General features: G+C 70.1%; 13 protein-coding genes. 12 read left to right on the top strand and 1 reads right to left on the bottom strand.

Annotated features, from left to right (window positions below; translation table 11 throughout):
• Nucleotides 1-43: 43 nt before the first annotated feature.
• A complete protein-coding gene (locus tag AB0J58_RS13570) occupies nucleotides 44-3,364 on the bottom strand; it encodes a BTAD domain-containing putative transcriptional regulator (protein ID WP_364214577.1) in 3,321 nt (1,106 codons plus the stop codon).
• A 55-nt stretch (nucleotides 3,365-3,419) separates the two neighbouring features.
• Here AB0J58_RS13570 and AB0J58_RS13565 point away from each other — a divergent pair, with 55 nt between their 5' ends.
• The 12 genes from AB0J58_RS13565 (at nucleotide 3,420) to AB0J58_RS13510 (ending at nucleotide 16,248) form a co-directional block, all read left to right on the top strand.
• A complete protein-coding gene (locus AB0J58_RS13565; protein ID WP_343964889.1) occupies nucleotides 3,420-3,734 on the top strand; it encodes a hypothetical protein in 315 nt (104 codons plus the stop codon).
• Nucleotides 3,735-3,990: 256 nt separating this feature from the next.
• Nucleotides 3,991-4,239 (top strand): hypothetical protein, encoded by a 249-nt coding sequence (locus AB0J58_RS13560; RefSeq protein ID WP_364214574.1) that lies wholly within the window; start codon nucleotides 3,991-3,993, stop codon nucleotides 4,237-4,239.
• Nucleotides 4,240-4,771: 532 nt separating this feature from the next.
• A complete protein-coding gene (locus AB0J58_RS13555) occupies nucleotides 4,772-8,488 on the top strand; it encodes a nitrate reductase subunit alpha (protein WP_364214571.1) in 3,717 nt (1,238 codons plus the stop codon).
• Nucleotides 8,488-10,290, top strand: a complete 1,803-nt coding sequence (narH, locus tag AB0J58_RS13550) for a nitrate reductase subunit beta (RefSeq protein WP_364214568.1) — start codon at nucleotides 8,488-8,490, stop codon at nucleotides 10,288-10,290. Before AB0J58_RS13555 ends, narH begins: the two co-directional genes overlap by 1 nt.
• A complete protein-coding gene (gene narJ, locus AB0J58_RS13545) occupies nucleotides 10,287-10,967 on the top strand; it encodes a nitrate reductase molybdenum cofactor assembly chaperone (RefSeq protein WP_364214565.1) in 681 nt (226 codons plus the stop codon). The genes narH and narJ overlap by 4 nt, the downstream gene beginning before the upstream one ends.
• Before the next feature lie 48 nt (nucleotides 10,968-11,015).
• A complete protein-coding gene (narI, locus tag AB0J58_RS13540; protein ID WP_364214562.1) occupies nucleotides 11,016-11,750 on the top strand; it encodes a respiratory nitrate reductase subunit gamma in 735 nt (244 codons plus the stop codon).
• Nucleotides 11,747-12,331, top strand: a complete 585-nt coding sequence (locus tag AB0J58_RS13535; RefSeq protein WP_364214559.1) for an HPP family protein — start codon at nucleotides 11,747-11,749, stop codon at nucleotides 12,329-12,331. The genes narI and AB0J58_RS13535 overlap by 4 nt, the downstream gene beginning before the upstream one ends.
• A gap of 171 nt (nucleotides 12,332-12,502) precedes the next feature.
• Nucleotides 12,503-12,925 carry a YchJ family metal-binding protein gene (locus tag AB0J58_RS13530; protein WP_364214556.1) on the top strand — a complete coding sequence of 141 codons (423 nt, stop codon included), beginning with the start codon at nucleotides 12,503-12,505 and terminating at the stop codon, nucleotides 12,923-12,925.
• Between the two features lie 450 nt (nucleotides 12,926-13,375).
• A complete protein-coding gene (locus AB0J58_RS13525; RefSeq protein ID WP_364214553.1) occupies nucleotides 13,376-14,161 on the top strand; it encodes a GAF domain-containing protein in 786 nt (261 codons plus the stop codon).
• Between the two features lie 55 nt (nucleotides 14,162-14,216).
• Entirely contained in the window at nucleotides 14,217-14,549 is a 333-nt protein-coding gene (locus AB0J58_RS13520) for a hypothetical protein (protein WP_364214550.1), read from the top strand.
• Between the two features lie 168 nt (nucleotides 14,550-14,717).
• Entirely contained in the window at nucleotides 14,718-15,800 is a 1,083-nt protein-coding gene (locus AB0J58_RS13515; RefSeq protein WP_364214547.1) for a DUF6745 domain-containing protein, read from the top strand.
• 10 nt (nucleotides 15,801-15,810) lie between these two features.
• On the top strand, nucleotides 15,811-16,248 hold the full coding sequence (locus tag AB0J58_RS13510) for a hypothetical protein (RefSeq protein ID WP_364214544.1): 438 nt from the start codon (nucleotides 15,811-15,813) through the stop codon (nucleotides 16,246-16,248).
• The last annotated feature ends 14 nt before the right edge of the window (nucleotides 16,249-16,262 follow it).

The following is a 16,262-nucleotide window of genomic DNA, read 5'->3' as shown; positions in this document are numbered from 1 at the left end:
TCCTGCGCTGGGCCCGGTGCCGCCCGCTCCCGCGACGGGCCGCCTACACCCGGTTCGAGCCTCCCGTGGGGGGCCGGCCCCCGCTTTCCGCGAGTGCCTCCGTCGCCCTGCGTGTCCAGTGCGGCGAGCCGACCCGCTCGGCGATCCGCACCGCCTGCTCGTAGTGGGCACTCGCGTCGCGTCCGAGGAAGGCCGCCAGGTCGCCCAGGATCAGGGCGACCGGACCCAGTGTGATCGACCCGGAGTGCATCCCGGCCAGCTCGCCGTCCCAGGGCAGGAGCGTCCGGTAGCAGCGTTCGGCCACCGTCCGGTCGCCCAGCGCGACCGCGCTCTCCCCGCGCATTCCCTGCCAGAGGAGCCAGAAGTAGTCCAGGTTGGGCTCCAGGTCGGGTCTCCAGTAGGAGCGCGCCTCCTCCACCCTGCCCTCGGCGACCAGCGCCCGGACGACGACGTCCGCCAGCCCCTCGGGAACGAAGGAGTACAGCGTCAGCAGCTCCGTCATGTCGTGCGGCAGACCGCCCGCCAGCCGGGCCACGAACCTGCCCAGGGCGCCGATGATGTGGGCGACGGCCCCGCCCGCGGCCACCATCCGCTCGCCGATCGCCAGGTAGGACCGCTCCGCGCCCTCGAAGTCGCCCTTGACCAGCATGACCAGGGTGTCGAGCATGGACAGCACGCTCAGCGCCAGCCCGAGCTGGCCGGTGGTGGAGTGCTCCAGGGCCCGGTCCGCGTGCCGCCTGGCCGCGGCCAGGTCGCAGCGGCCCAGGCTGACCATGGACAGGGCGTGGTGCCCCTGCATGGCGTACCCGGGCATCCCGTCGCGGTCGCCCAGCTCGACCAGTTCCCGGCCCAGTACCTCCAGCTCGTCACGGCGGTCCGGGGTCAGCAGCACGAAGTAGCGGGCGTTCAGGGCCAGGCCGAGGAGGTCGCTGCGGCCCAGCCGCCGGGCGATCGCGATCGCCTCGGCGCTGTAGGCCACGCAGCGCTCGTCGTCGTGCCCCTCCAACTCGAAGACGAGCGTGGCCAGCAGCCGGCAGCGGGTCTCGTCGTCGGCCTCCTCCAGCGCCTTCATCAGCGCGTCGACGAGCGGCTGGTCCACGTTCCTGTCCGGCTGGATCGACCAGGTCACCGGGGCGTCGTAGGCGGTCAGCGCCCGGTTCAGACCGTCGCCCAGCCGTCGCGCGAGGGCTATGGCCCGCTCGCGGTTCTCCCTGGCGGCCAGCACGTTGCCCTCGTGCGCCTGCACCTGTACCAGCGAGCAGAGCAGGTCGAGCCGGAGCTCGTCGTCGGCGGTGAGGTGCAGCGCCCCCCGGTAGAACGTCCCGGCCTCCCGGTAGGAGTGCATGCCGCGCGCCTGCTCGGCCGCCGCCCTGGCATAGGACACCACCCGCTCCGCTGGGACCGTGGTGGCCGCGGCGAGCGCGTGGTGGGCCAGCGCGGTGACCTCTCCCGGCCGGACCCGTTCCAGCGCGCCGACGACCCTGCCGTGCAGGCGAACCCGGCGCAGTCCCGGCGTGTCCTCGTACAGCGTCTCCCTGACGAGGACGTGGGCGAAGCGCACCCGGCCCGGCGCGGGCTCGGTCAGCAGCCCGGTCAGCACGCCCGCCTCCAGCGCTTCGAGCACGATGTCCTCGTCGGAGCCGTCCAGGGCGAGCAGCACGTCGACGTCGACGTCCCGCCCGATGATGGCCGCGTCCCGCAGGGTCCTCTGGGCCGCGGCGGGCAGCCTGGCGATCCTGCGCCTGATCAGGTCGCGCACGCCCGGCGGCAGCGCACGGGCGGCCGAGGTGCCGTCCGTGGTGATCAGCCGCGCGGTCTCGCAGACGAACAGCGGGTTGCCGCCGGTGCGCTCGGCCACGGTCCGCGCGGTCGCCGCGTCCACCTCCAGGCCCGAGCGCTCACGCAGCAGCAGCGCCACGTCCTCGTCGCCGAGTCCGTGCAGGTCGAGCCGGTGGGTGTCGTGCCCGGCCAGGGCCGCCCAGGTCGTCCCCAGGTGGTCGACGGCCTCGGTGGGCCGGTAGGTCGCGACGATCATGATGTCGGCCTCGGCGACGCCCGTCGCGAGGTGGCGCAGGAGCTGGAGCGTCTCGCTGTCGGCCCGGTGCACGTCCTCCAGGACCACCAGCAGCCGGGTGCCCTGTCCGACGATCCGGGACAGGTAGTCGCCCACCGCCCGGGCCAGCAGGAACGGCCCCGCCGGCGGGGCGCTGTCGTCCAGCAGCGGCGCCAGCCGGGCGGCCAGGTCGTCCTGGGGCGGCCGGTCCGCGGCCAGTGCGCGCAGCACCTCGCTCCACGCCCAGGCGGGCGGCGCCCCGCCGTCGGTCTCCGGGCACTGCCCGGTCGCGGTCAGCCAGCCGCGTGCCGTCTGCCGCCTGGCGAAGGCCGTGGCCAGCGCGCTCTTGCCCGCTCCGGGGTCTCCGCCCAGCCAGACCGTGCGCAGCCCGCTCCGGTCGGCGATCGCCTGCAGCGTCGCCATCTCCCCGGTACGCCCCACGAGCTCGGGTACCGGGACGGCGGCGGGATCCGGCGTGTCCAGGTCCCGTCCGGGCCCGTTCCGCTCAGGCTCCTCCGCGGCCCCCCTGTCGGCACCGGGCGCGAGCGTGGCCCGGCGGTTCAGGGAGTCGGCGTGGGCGAGGATGTCGCCTTCCAGCGCGCGCAGCGCGGGACCGGGGTCCACCCCCAGCTCGTCCGCGAGGGTCTCGCGGGCCTTCCTGATCGTGGCCAGGGCATCGGCCTGCCGACCGGCCCGGTAGTAGGCCAGGGCGAGCAGCCGGACGGCGTTCTCCCTGAGCGGATGGGCTCGGACGTGCTGCTCAAGCTCGATCTCGGCGTTGCGGCCGAGCACCAGCAGCGCCTCCGCCCGGTGCTCCACGGCGACCAGCCGCAACTCGCCCAGCCGTACGGCCTCGGGCTCCGCCCACTCGTCGTCGGCGAACTCCGCGTAGGCGGGCCCCTGCCAGAGCGCGAGTGCCCGGTCCACCGCCTCCAGGGCCCGCGCCCCGTCTCCTACGGCGAGCGCGGCCCCGGCGGCGTCGACCAGGCGGGGGAACAGCCAGGCGTCCACCCGCTCGGGCTCCAGCCGGAGGCGGTAACCGGGTGCGGCACTTACCAGTACCGTGGCGGGCGTGCGCGGCAGCCGTCCGGGTTCGAGCACCCGTCGCAGGTTGGACACGTAGACCTGGAGGGCGGCCAGCGCCTTGGGAGGGGGTTGCCCGCGCCACAGGTCATCGATGAAACGATCGGTGGAGACCACGTGCCCACCCGCCGCGACGAGCCTGGCCACCACGGCCCGCTGCCGGGAGGTGCCCAGGTCGACCGTACGGCCGTTGATCTCCGCCTGAAGCGGACCAAGAACTCGCAACATAGCAAAGGGCAGGATAAGCGCCCTCGGACTGCTTTTGGTGAACATTAGGAGCAGAATGCTGCAAGACCGTCGCAAGGAAACGATCCGGGCGCTCGACGAGAGCGACCGGCCGCACCTGTACTGGCACGGGGTGGACGGCGACGGCCACGTGTGGCTGTTCGAGACCGTCATCGACAGCGGCGGGGAGTACTGGCCCGTGCGTCACGCCGAGCTGGGCTCGGACGGCGTGGCCCGCACGTACTCGTGGAACCATATCGAGGACGAGCACGGCTTCCTGGCCGAGGGCCCGATCTATCCCGGCGACTTCGGCCTGAACTCCTTGACCTCCGAGGAGTTCGAGACCCTGTGGGCGGCGCTCAGCGGGCGGTGAGGTCCTGCCCCTGGGCTCCTCCCGCCGCCTGGGCGGGTCCTCGGGGTGACCGGAGCCGCCGGACAAGCTCAAATCCGGACATTTACCGACTACGCATGAAGCTAACGGTCAAAAAGCGCACACAATATCCCTTTCTATTGATTTTCGAATGTTTTCGATCACTACTCGGCGGTAGTTCCGGTCCCGCCGCAAGTCCGGCACATTGAGATGACAAAGCGGGTTATTTCGCATATAGGCATGGGGGTAGGTTGCTCGCATGAGCGGAACGCCCGGCCTGAGGATGGCAGCCTCGGACATGACCGCGCTGAGCCTGTGGACCGCCGACGCGGTGGTGCTGTTCGACTGGCTCATCAACGTGGACCTTGATCAGATCCCCGTCCGGCACATGGCACAGAAGCAGGCTCTGATGGACCTTCTCCAGCAGCTCGACCGGAGCATCCCCGGCCACACCCACGCCGACATCGAGCGGGCACATCTGCTGCTGACCCGCGAGATGGGCCTGTAGTCCCGCCCGCTCCCCACCTCCGGCCGCCGCGACGAGCGGGACCACGTGCCGCCGCCCGCGGCGCCGGACGCCCGTCCCGTAGCGGCCCGCCGGGTGTGCCTGGTGAACTCCAGCGGATTTTTCCGTACGAATGTCCGGCAGAATGTCGAAAACGACCGGGCCTGCTTCTACCTGTGAGGGAGAACGGCGCCCGAACATGAAATACATGATGCCGATGCGGTTCGGCGGGCAACCGTAGGACGAGGTCCCGCCGATGCGCACCTGGCCCGTCGAGGCCCATATCGAGTTCACGCACGACACGGACAGGAAGCTCGCCGAGGCCGCGCCGGCCCCGGCGGCAAGCCGCCGAACATGCCGATCGAGGCGCGCGAGGTGATGTCGGCGGCCCCGCCCGAGGAGCTGTGACCGCTGGACGGCCCGGCCTTTCCACATGTGCGGCCCGGACATGGCCGCCACCGAAGGTAAGAGGGCGAATACCCAAAGTTTGCGGGCCTGGCCGGTTGTCCGATAAATCCGCCGGTAGATACATCGCATGGTCAACAAGCGAACGGCCGGGAAACCCACAACGGAGGGAGCGGCGGAGGCGCTGCTACGGGTGGGGCGGTTTTTCAGCCGGGGCACCTACTCCGGTGACCTACGGGATGTCTCCTACCGGGGTGGCCGGAACTCCGACACCTTCTACCGGGACCGGTGGTCACACGACAAGATCGTGCGGTCCACCCACGGGGTGAACTGCACCGGATCGTGCAGCTGGCGGGTGTACGTCAAGAACGGGATCATCACCTGGGAGACGCAGGAGGTCGACTACCCGACGGCCGGTCCCGACCGGCCCGAGTACGAGCCGCGAGGGTGCCCTCGGGGGGCGGCGTTCTCCTGGTACACCTACTCGCCGACCCGGGTGCGGTACCCGTACGCGCGCGGGGTGCTCGTGGAGATGTACCGCCAGGCCAAGGAGCGGCTCGGGGACCCGTTGCTGGCCTGGGCGGACGTGGTGGGCGACCCGGAGCGGCGGCGACGCTACCAACAGGCGCGCGGCAAGGGCGGGCTGGTGCGCGTCACCTGGCCCGAGGCGCTGGAGATGATCGCCGCCGCCCACATCTACACCATCAAGAGGTACGGTCCGGACCGGATCGCCGGATTCACCCCCATCCCGGGCCAGTCGGTCCTCTCCCACGCGATCGGCACCCGGTTCCTGGCGCTGATCGGCGGCCAGGCGCTGTCGTTCTACGACTGGTACGCCGACCTGCCGGTGGCCTCCCCCCAGGTGTTCGGCGACCAGACCGACGTGCCGGTGTCCGGCGACTGGTGGGACGCGGCCTATCTGATCATGTGGGGTTCCAACGTTCCGGTCACCCGGACACCGGACGCGCACTGGATGGCCGAGGCCCGCTACAACGGCCAGAAGGTGGTGGTGGTCTCCCCCGACTTCGCCGACAACACCAAGTTCGCCGACGACTGGCTCCATCCCCATCCGGGCACCGACGGCGCGCTGGCCGCCGCGATGGGGCACGTGATCCTGCGGGAGTGGTTCGTCGAGCGGCAGGTGCCGTACTTCGTCGACTACGTCCGCCGCTTCACCGACCTGCCGTTCCTGGTGACGCTGGAGGAGCGGGACGGCGCGTACATCCCCGGGCGGTTCCTGCGCGCCACCGACCTCGGCGGCGAGCCGGCCACGCTGGAACACGCCGCCTGGCGCACCGTGCTGCTGGACGACGCCACCGGCACCCCGATCATCCCGAACGGCACGGTCGCCGACCGCTGGTCACAGGAGGAGGGGCGGTGGAACCTGAGGCTGGGCGACGTGGTCCCCCGGCTCACCCTGTACGGCGACGCGGAGGCCACCGGCGTCGAGGTGCTGCTGCCCCGGTTCGACACCGCCGACGGCTCGGGCGCGGTACTGCGGCGCGGCGTGCCCGCGGGGCGGGTGACACCCGGCGGGCCGCTGGTCACCACCGTCTTCGACCTGCTGCTGGCCCGCTACGGGGTGGGCCGGGACGGGCTTGCCGGCGACTGGCCGACCGGCTACGACGACGCGGCGGCACCCGGCACCCCGGCCTGGCAGGAGACGATCACCTCGGTGCCGGCCGCCGCCGCCACCCGGATCGCCAGGGAGTTCGCCCGGACCGCCGAGCGCACCGACGGCCGCTGCATGATCCTCATGGGGGCGGGCACCAACCACTGGTTCCATTCGGAGACCACCTACCGCAACTTCATCACCCTGCTGCTGCTCACCGGCTGCGTGGGACGCAACGGCGGCGGCTGGGCGCACTACGTCGGCCAGGAGAAGTGCCGCCCGCTCACCGGCTGGACCACGCTGGCCACCGCCGCCGACTGGCAGCGGCCCAGCCGGCAGATGATCGGCACCGGGTTCTTCTTCCTGCACACCGACCAGTGGCGCTACGACCACTTCCGCGCCGACGCCCTGGCCTCGCCGCTCGGCGCGGGCCGCTTCGCCGGAATGACCGCGGTGGACGTCCTGGCCCAGTCCTCCCGGCTCGGCTGGATGCCCACCTACCCCACCTTCGACCGCAACCCGCTGGACCTGGCCGACGAGGCGCGCGCCTCCGGCCGGGACCCGAACGAGCACATCGCCGCCGAGCTGGCCGCCGGTCGGCTCGGCTTCGCCATCGACGACCCCGACCATCCGGACAACTGGCCGCGCATCCTGCTCACCTGGCGGGCCAACCTGCTGGGCGCGTCCGGCAAGGGCGCCGAGTACTTCCAGCGCCACCTGCTCGGCACGCACGACAACCTGCGGGCCACCGAGGCCCCCGAGGAGACCCGGCCACGGGACGTGCGGTGGCGTGATCCGGCCCCCGAGGGCAAGCTCGACCTGCTGCTCTCCCTGGACTTCCGGATGACCTCCACGACCCTGCTGGCGGACATCACCCTGCCCGCCGCGACCTGGTACGAGAAGCACGACCTGAACGCCACCGACATGCACCCGTTCGTGCACTCGTTCAACCCCGCCGTGGAACCGCCCTGGCAGGCGCGCACCGACTTCGAGACCTTCAACGACATCGCCAGGGTCTTCTCCGAGATGGCCGTCCGGTACCTGGGAACCCGGTACGACCTGGTGGCCACCCCGTTCAACCACGACACGCCCGGCGACATCGGCAACCCGCTGGGCGCCGCCCAGGACTGGCGGGCCGACTCCTCGACGCCGGTGCCGGGTAGGACGATGCCGGCGCTGACCATCGTCGAGCGGGACTACACGGCGGTCTTCGACCAGATGCGCACGCTCGGCCCGCTCGCCGACTCCAAGGGGTTGCCCTGCAAGGGCGTCGTCTACCAGGTGGGCTCCGAGCTCGCCGAGCTCGCCGCCGCGAACGGAACCGCACGCGGCGGCCCGGCCGGCGGACGGCCGCTGATCGACACCGGGGAGAAGGCGTGCGAGGCGATACTCGCGCTGTCCGGCTCCACCAACGGCCGCCTGGCCGACCAGGGCTTCCGCACCCTGGACCGGCGGGTCGGCTCCGCAGGCGGCGGCCTGGCCGGGCTGGGCCGTGCGGACGCGGATCGGCGCATCCGGTTCGCCGACACCCAGGCACAACCGCAGCGCACCCTCACCAGCCCCGAGTGGGCCGGTGACGAGAGCGGCGACCGCCACTACAGCCCTTTCACCATCAACGTCGAGCACGCCAAACCCTGGCACACCCTCACCGGGCGCCAGCACTTCTACCTCGACCACGACTGGATGCGGGAACTCGGCGAGAACCTGCCGACCTACCGGCCGCCGCTGAACATGCACCGCCTGTTCGGCGAGCCCGTCCTCGGTGCCGATGGGACCCGGGAGGTGACGGTCCGCTATCTCACCCCGCACAACAAGTGGTCCATCCACTCGGAGTACCAGGACAACCTGATCATGCTCTCGCTCTCCCGGGGCGGCCAGGTGATCTGGATCAGCCCGCAGGACGCCGAGGCCATCGGCGTCGTCGACAACGACTGGATCGAGGCGGTCAACCGCAACGGCGTCGTGGTCGCCCGGGCCATCGTCTCGCACCGGATGCCGGCCGGGACCGTCTACATGCACCACGCCCAGGACCGGGTCATCGCGGTGCCCAGGAGCGAGGCCACCGGCCGGCGCGGCGGCATCCACAACTCGCTGACCCGCGTACTGCTCAAACCCACCCACCTCATCGGCGGCTACGGGCAACTGACCTTCTTCCCCAACTACTTCGGCCCGGTCGGCACCCAGCGGGACGAGATCACCGTGCTCCGGCGGCGCGCCCAGGAGGTCGAGTACTGATGCGGGTGATGTCGCAGATCGCCATGGTGATGAACCTCGACAAGTGCATCGGCTGCCACACCTGCTCGGTCACCTGCAAGCAGACCTGGACCAGCAGGCCCGGGGTCGAGTACGTGTGGTTCAACAACGTGGAGACCCGTCCCGGGCAGGGGTATCCGCGCCGTTACGAGGACCAGGAGCGGTGGCGCGGCGGCTGGAAGCTGACCCGGCGGGGCCGGCTGGTCCCCCGGGCCGGGGGCCGGGCGCGCCGGCTGGCGAGCATCTTCGCCAACCCGCTGCTGCCCAACATCCGCGACTACTACGAGCCGTGGACGTACGACTACCAGTCGGTCGCCGAGGCGCCCGCCGGCGACGACTTCCCGGTGGCGGCGCCCAGGTCACTGCTCAGCGGCAAGCCGATGAGCACCATCGCCTGGTCGGCGAACTGGGACGACAGCCTGGGCGGCATGCCGCAGCACGGTGCGGACGACGTCGTCCTCAACCGGATCCAGGAGGAGATCAGGCTGGAGTTCGAGCAGACGTTCATGTTCTACCTGCCGCGGATCTGCGAGCACTGCCTCAACCCGTCCTGCGTGGCGTCCTGCCCGTCCGGCGCGCTGTACAAGCGGGTGGAGGACGGGATCGTGCTGGTCGACCAGGACCGCTGCCGGGGGTGGCGGATGTGCGTGACCGGCTGCCCGTACAAGAAGATGTACTTCAACCACAAGACCGGCAAGGCCGAGAAGTGCACCTTCTGCTTCCCGCGGATCGAGGTCGGGCTGCCCACCGTCTGCTCGGAGACCTGTGTGGGGCGGCTGCGGAACATCGGCGTGCTCCTCTACGACGCCGACCGGGTGCCGCAGGCCGCCGCCACCCCGCGCGAGCAGGATCTCTACCCGGCGCAGCTCGGCGTCTTCCTCGATCCGCACGACCCGCGGGTCGGCGTCGAGGCCGAGCGGGCGGGCATCCCGCACGAGTGGATGGAGGCGGCCCGCCGCTCTCCCGTCTACGACCTGATCGCCAGGTACGGGGTGGCGCTGCCCCTGCATCCGGAGTACCGCACGCTGCCGATGGTCTGGTACGTGCCGCCGCTGTCCCCCGTGGTGGAGGCGATCACCGCCGCCGGGCATGACGGGGAGGACCACGAGAACCTGTTCGGCGCCATCGAGAAGCTGCGCATCCCCGTCTCCTATCTCGCCGGGCTGTTCACCGCGGGCGACCCGGCCCCCGTCGAGCTGTCACTGCGGCGGCTGGCCGCGATGCGCGCCCACCGGCGGCGGCTCAACCTCGGTGACGCCGTCGACCCGGCGATCGCCGAGTCGGTCGGCTTCACCGTCGAGCAGCTGGACGACATGTACCGGCTGCTGGCCCTGTCGAAGTACGAGGATCGTTACGTCATCCCGACCGCCGTCGCCGGGGACGTCCGCGCCCTGGAGGAGACGGCGCTGACCGGGTGCAGCCTGGACTACGAGGGTGGTCCCGGGATGGGGGGCGGCACCGCCTCGGGACCGTTCGGCGAGGCGTCCGGACGTCCGGCACCGCTGTCCGTGGAGACCTTCCACATGCTGCGCGACCGCAGCACGGCCGACCTCTCCTCCGACACCTCCGGCCTGCGCGGCCGGGTCAACCTGCTCAACTGGGACGGCCGCGGCCTGCCCGAGGGGATGTTCCCTCCCGGGGCGGGCGACGGCCCGACCGGCCCGCGGGACGGCGAGGCGGCCAGGGGCGCCGGACCGGATGCCGGTCCCGGCGAGATCACCGGGCGGCCTCCCCAGGAAGGCGAGACCACTCGACGGCCTTTCCGGAAAGGGCCGAACCCGTGAGACCGCGCTGGACCTCCCGGAAACGGAGACCGTCCGCGAACGACCGGGCCGTGGTGCGCCGGGCCGCCGGACTGTGCCTGGACTATCCCGACCGGGATCTCTTCGACCGGCTGCCGCTGATCCGGGCCGCGCTCGCCGAGAGCGGCGCGCATCCGACGGTGGCCGCCGTCGCCGGGTTCGTCGACCACCTGACGGCCGAGGAGCCGTTGCGGGCCGAGAAACACTATGTGGCGACCTTCGACACCCGTAACCGCCGCTCGCTCCACCTGACCTGGTGGAGTGACGGCGACACCCGCCGCCGGGGGTTCTCACTGGCCGCGCTCAAGTCCCGCTACCGGGCCCGCGGGCTCCTCCCCCCGGACGGCACCGAACTGCCGGACTACCTGCCGGCCGTCCTGGAGTACGCGGCGCTGGAACCCGAGGACGGGACGGCGCTGCTCCAGGAGCACCGGACCGGCCTGGAGCTGCTGCGGTTCGCCCTGCTGGAGGCCGGCACGCCGTACGCGCTGCTGCTGGAGGCGGTGTGCGGCACGCTGCCCGGCCCCTCTCCCCGCACCCGCGAGGAGGCCCGCGCACTGGGGGGTCGCCCGCTCGACGCCGGCCCGGAACCGGTCGGTCTGAACGCCACCGGCCTCCTCCCCTGGAATTCCATCGGCAACCCCGGAGGCACCGGATGACCTCGTGCACATCAGACCGGAACCGGCAGGCGCGTCTGGAGGCCCGCGATGCCCTCGCCCGCTGACATCTTCCTGTGGGGGGCGCTGCCCTACGCGGCCGTCGCCCTGCTCGTCACCGGCCTCATCTGGCGGTGGCGCTACGACAAGTTCGGCTGGACCACGCGCTCATCGGAACTGTACGAGTCACGGCTGCTCCGGCTCGGCAGCCCGATCTTCCACGTGGGACTGCTGTTCGTGCTGGCAGGCCACCTGATCGGCCTGTTCGTCCCGCAGGGCTGGACCGACGCCATCGGCTTCGACGAGAACGACTACCACACGATGGCGCTCTGGGTCGGCATAACCGCCGGGGTGCTCACCTTCGGCGGCCTCATGCTGCTGATCTGGCGGCGCCGCACCACCGGACCTGTCTTCCTCGCCACCACCGTCAACGACAAGATCATGTACATCTTCCTGGTCGGCGCGCTGGGTCTCGGGCTGTCCACCACGCTGATCAACGCCTCCGGGCCCGGCTACAACTACCGGACGGACATCGCTCCCTGGGTGCGCAGCCTGTTCGTCTTCCAGCCGGAGGTATCGCTCATGGCGAACACGCCGGTGGAGTACCGCCTCCACGCGGTGTCCGGGCTGCTGCTGTTCGCGATCCTGCCGTTCACCCGGCTGGTGCACTCGTTCACCGCACCGGTGCCGTACCTGTTCCGCCCCTACATCGTCTACCGGGCCCGCGACCCGCAGGTCATCGGCACCACCGCCCCCCGGCGCGGCTGGGAGCGGAGCGACATTTGAACGACCGGCCCCGTCACGGGATCGCCGCGCTCCAGTTCGACGAACTGGTGCGGCGTTACCCGGAACGAGCGGTGCGCGCCGTGTACAGCGGTCTCAACAGCTTCATCTCGCTGGGACTCATGGCGATGATCGCCTACACCACCAACGCCCCGTTCGTCTTCCCGTCCCTGGGGCCCACCGCGTTCCTGCTCTTCTACACGCCGCGCAGCGCTTCGGCCTCGCCGCACAACAGCCTGATCGGGCACCTGATCGGCGTGCTGGCCGGCTGGTTCGCGCTGGCGGTCACCGGGCTGCTGAACACCCCGCCCGACCTGGAGAGCATCGGCCCCAACCGGATTCTGGCCTCCGCCATCGCGCTCGGCCTGACCTGCGGGCTGATGCCGGTGTTCAACGCCGCGCACCCGCCGGCCGGCGCCACCACCCTGATCGTCGCGCTGGGCCTGCTGCGGACGCCCCCTCAACTGGGCATCATGATGCTCGCGGTGCTGGTCATCGTCATCCAGGGGTTCGTGATCAACCGGATGGCGGGCATCCCCTACCCGCTGTGGCACCGGCCGCCCAAGGACAACGAAACCACCTGATCCGCCGCCCGCCGAAGCCCGCACCACGTTGCCCCGCCCCGCCCCGTCGGCGTCGGCGGAGAGGCAGGGCGGGGGGGCGGGGACGTCAGTGTCAGGAGCGTCGGGGTGCCGGCGTCGGCATCAGGGACGTCGGGGGCGAGCGGCCCGGCGGGCCTGAGCCACAATGGAGCCATGTCCCCGCGCACGCCACGCCCGCGACCGGTCCGCGCCACCCCTGCGGCCTGCCCCTGCGGGCTGCCCTCGGCCTACGACGACTGCTGCGGCCGACTGCACCGCGGGGAGGCCAAGGCGAGCACCGCGGAGCAGCTGATGCGCTCCCGCTTCAGCGCGTTCACCGTGCACGACGAGGCGTACCTGCTCCGCAGCTGGCACCCCACGACCAGGCCACCCGGTGTCGACTTCGACCCCGCGCTGCGCTGGACGCGCCTGGAGATCCTCGGCGGCACCGAGGGCGGCCCGTTCTCCACAGCGGGCACCGTCGAGTTCCGCGCCCACTACACCGAACGCGGCCGTCCTGGCGAGCTCCAGGAGAACAGCCGTTTCGTCCGCCACGACTACGCCTGGGTCTACCTCGACGGCGACGTCAGTAAGTAACCAGGCATCTTCCGCCCTCCTGCTCCAGCCGACGCTTCTCTTCGGGCTCGTTCGCCTCGTTCTCCGAGGAGTGCGCTTCCTCTTCCGTACCTCCGCCCACGCGCGTACCTCCGTGCGACGTGCGCCGACGCCGGGATCGTAGGAGTCCCCCGTTCACCGAAGAGCGTCCATGGGCACGTCCGGCGGAGGCTCTACGGAGAGGCCGCCGACCAAGATTGCCTATCTGGCACATCGATCTCCAAGCGGAAAAAGCTGCAACTAATTCGGTTGACAGGAATCCGAAATAAGCACCTATACAGAAAGTTGCAGGACTTGCCCCCTTACCGAGAGGGGCCCATCTTCCCCATTTCTCCTGTCACGCTCCAATAGCCTCAGCTAAGGTCACTGTTCACTCAGGAACGACGCCGGCTTCACAGGCCGCCCCCCTACATTCCCTCGTGGAGCCAGACAATGCCCAAAGCGGTGATCCGCAGGCCAAAAACCATCACCATAATTCGAAACCTTGTTCTGTGGACGATGACGGCGGGCGGTACGGCCGTATCGGTCATCTTCGGACCACTCGCAGGACAGGGAGGCGAGGATCAGACAAGGAATCTGATTCTCACCACCGTTGGAGCATTGGGGCCAGTAATTGCAGCGGCAATTAGTCAGGTACGTGCGTATCGTGCGAAACGAGGACAAGAGGAGATCGAGGGGCGATCCATCCTCGCAGTAAGGACAGCACTTTCGACCGCTGTGCACTTCTTACGAGAGATAGCGGCAGAAGAAGCCAAAGACAAGAAGCAGGAGCTCATGGGAAGCTTCATGCAGAGCGTGGTAACAGCGGCCGTCACGCTCAGCGGTGCCCCCAAAAGCCGCTGCGGCTTCTTTCGGATCAACGGAGACACCATGAAGTGCACGGTCTTCAACGGCACGGACGGGCGAGCCGACCGATCCGACACGGTCTTCACCAAGTCCAGCACGGACAAAGCCGGCGAAGCCATGTTCCGCCTTGTTAAGTCCGGCGAATTCGCTCATTTTCCGGATATACGGGAGAACGCACCCCCGGGGCTTGAGGTAGGACGCAGCTATCGAGCTTTCATCGCGGCAGCCGTTATCGCAGGTGAGAAGCCATACGGCGCTCTAACGATCGACTCTCCCGAGGCGAACTCCTTCGGAGAGCGGGACATCCAGATCATGAGGATGCTGGCAATTCTCATGGCGGCCGGCCTGGCTCTTCTACCAGAAAGCGCTTGAGATGGCCTTGGCACGGGAACGTATCGGAGTGAGTTCCGACTCTAGGGAGGGCCGGATGAAGCCACGAGTGGAGAAGGTAGTCGATCAAGAATCTGTTCGTTGGATCGAGCAGGGTGCCCGACTCGATGCGCAGTTTTTCCGGACCGCGCACCGGGATGCTCTCACAGAAGCTCAAGATGATCTGGCCAGACGCCAGGTCCAACAGGTGAGTCGGCATTCACGCGAGGTCTTCGTCTGGCTGGGCATAGCCCTGGCGCTTCTTGTCTCCCTACCATTCGCCGGTGTCACCGACTCTCCCGTCCTCGCCTCCCTGGGGATCTCAGCTCTGGTGATCGTCCTCGGCCGCCTGGGGATCCTGTTCACGGAGCCCTCAGAGCGGCATCGTTGATCCGCCGAGTAAAACCTGGCCGCAAGGTCGTCTCCACCCGATGTGCGCGCTCAGGAGCAGGGCGACGGACATGTGAGATGCCGTGCGCATTCGCGGTGGACAGATGCCGTGTCGGTCTGTCACCATTCCGGACATGATCGTGAGAAAGGACGACGCCACCCTCATCCGGTGAGCGTTCTCGTGCGGCGGGAAGCCGCTGAAATCCGTGAAGAATGGCTGGGCCGGGCGTTGTCGACGCTGCCCGCCGACCGTCCGGCCGCAGAGGCCGCCATCTCCGGGCTCTACCACCTGATCGGGCTCGCTCCACCACGTTTCCACTGGGTCCCCTCACCGGTCACGGCCCTGACAACCGTCCCGCCGGGTGTGCGTCCACGGCCTTCGGAAACCGTCGACCGCATCTCCGCATGGCCACTGCCATCCCGGTTCTCCTCGCTGATGAGACAGCTGTGCATAGCACTCGACGCCCAGGTCAGATGGGGCCATCAGTCGATGGACCAGCTGATCCGCCAGAGGGTTCGCAGCCCGCTCACGCGATCCGCCGAAGGTTCGCTCTGCATGCCGCTGCTGGCGGCGCACGACGTGCGACACCGCTTTCGGAGCACCTGGTACGACACACAGTGCGTCTCCTGGATCGCCCACTACGACACTCTCCGCCGGGCGGCCGGCGTGCTCTTCACCCCCGAGCAGAACCGGCAGCTCGATCTGTGGGCGGCGGTGGCCCGGTCAGGTGGCTGGTGGTGGCCCCGTGAAGGCGCGTGCGTCATCTCCGAGCGTCCCGTCACCATGCGCACGGAGGTGTGCGGCGGCGACGGCGAGGTAAGGCTGCACAGCGCGGACGGCCCCGCGGTGCGGTACGCCGACGGGTGGGACGTGCACGCCTGGCACGGGGCGCGGGTGCCCCCATGGGTGATCACCGATCCGAGCGTCCAGCGGATCGAGCGGGAGGCCAACGTCGAGGTCAGGCGGTGCGCGATCGAGCGCATCGGCTGGGCGTCCTACATCGACCGGGCCGGGCTGCGACTGGTCGCCTCCGCTCCGGACCCCGGCAACCCCGGTTCGGAGCTGCGGCTCTACGACATGCGCAGAGAGACCAGGGTGCTCCTCGCGGTCAACGGGTCCGTCGAACGCGACGGGCAGCGCCGCCGGTACGGGCTGACCGTGCCCGGTTTCCTCGACGATCCCGTCGCCGCCGCCGGCTGGACCTACGGGCTCTCCGCCGAGCAGTACTCCCTTCTTCTCCGCCGAACCTGAGGTGATCTCCATGACCGTGACTCTCGCTTCGCTCTCCCGGCAGACCGGACTCGCCGTGCTCGACCACCTTGAGCGGTCGGCGAGCATCCCCGTCGTCCACGGCCTCCAGGCCCAGGGCGACCTCATCGTCATCCCGCTCCCCGTCATCGCCTCCTCCGTGAAGGTCTGGCCCGACTCCCAGTGGAAGGACGTGCCCGGCGAGGGGGTCGAGTTGCTTCGCGGCGCGGCCGGGGGCAACCCGCACACCCTCGTCGCCGACCCGGGCACCTGCCGCTGGACGACCCACGTGCTGGACTCCGACCGGCTGGCGATCGGCGTCTTCGAGACCTCGGCCGTCGCCTACCTGCTCCACCCCGAGCACGGCGCCACCGGCTGCCCACCGGGCACCTACGTCATCCGGCGCCAACGCGAACACGAGGGCCAGCGGGCCCGCCTCGTCGCGGACTGAGTCACCCAGCTAGA

The organism is Streptosporangium sp. NPDC049644, assembly GCF_040675205.1.
GTDB lineage: Bacteria > Actinomycetota > Actinomycetes > Streptosporangiales > Streptosporangiaceae > Streptosporangium > Streptosporangium fukuiense.
Note: the sequence above shows the minus strand (reverse complement) of the source record. Positions and strands in the feature narration are given on the sequence as shown.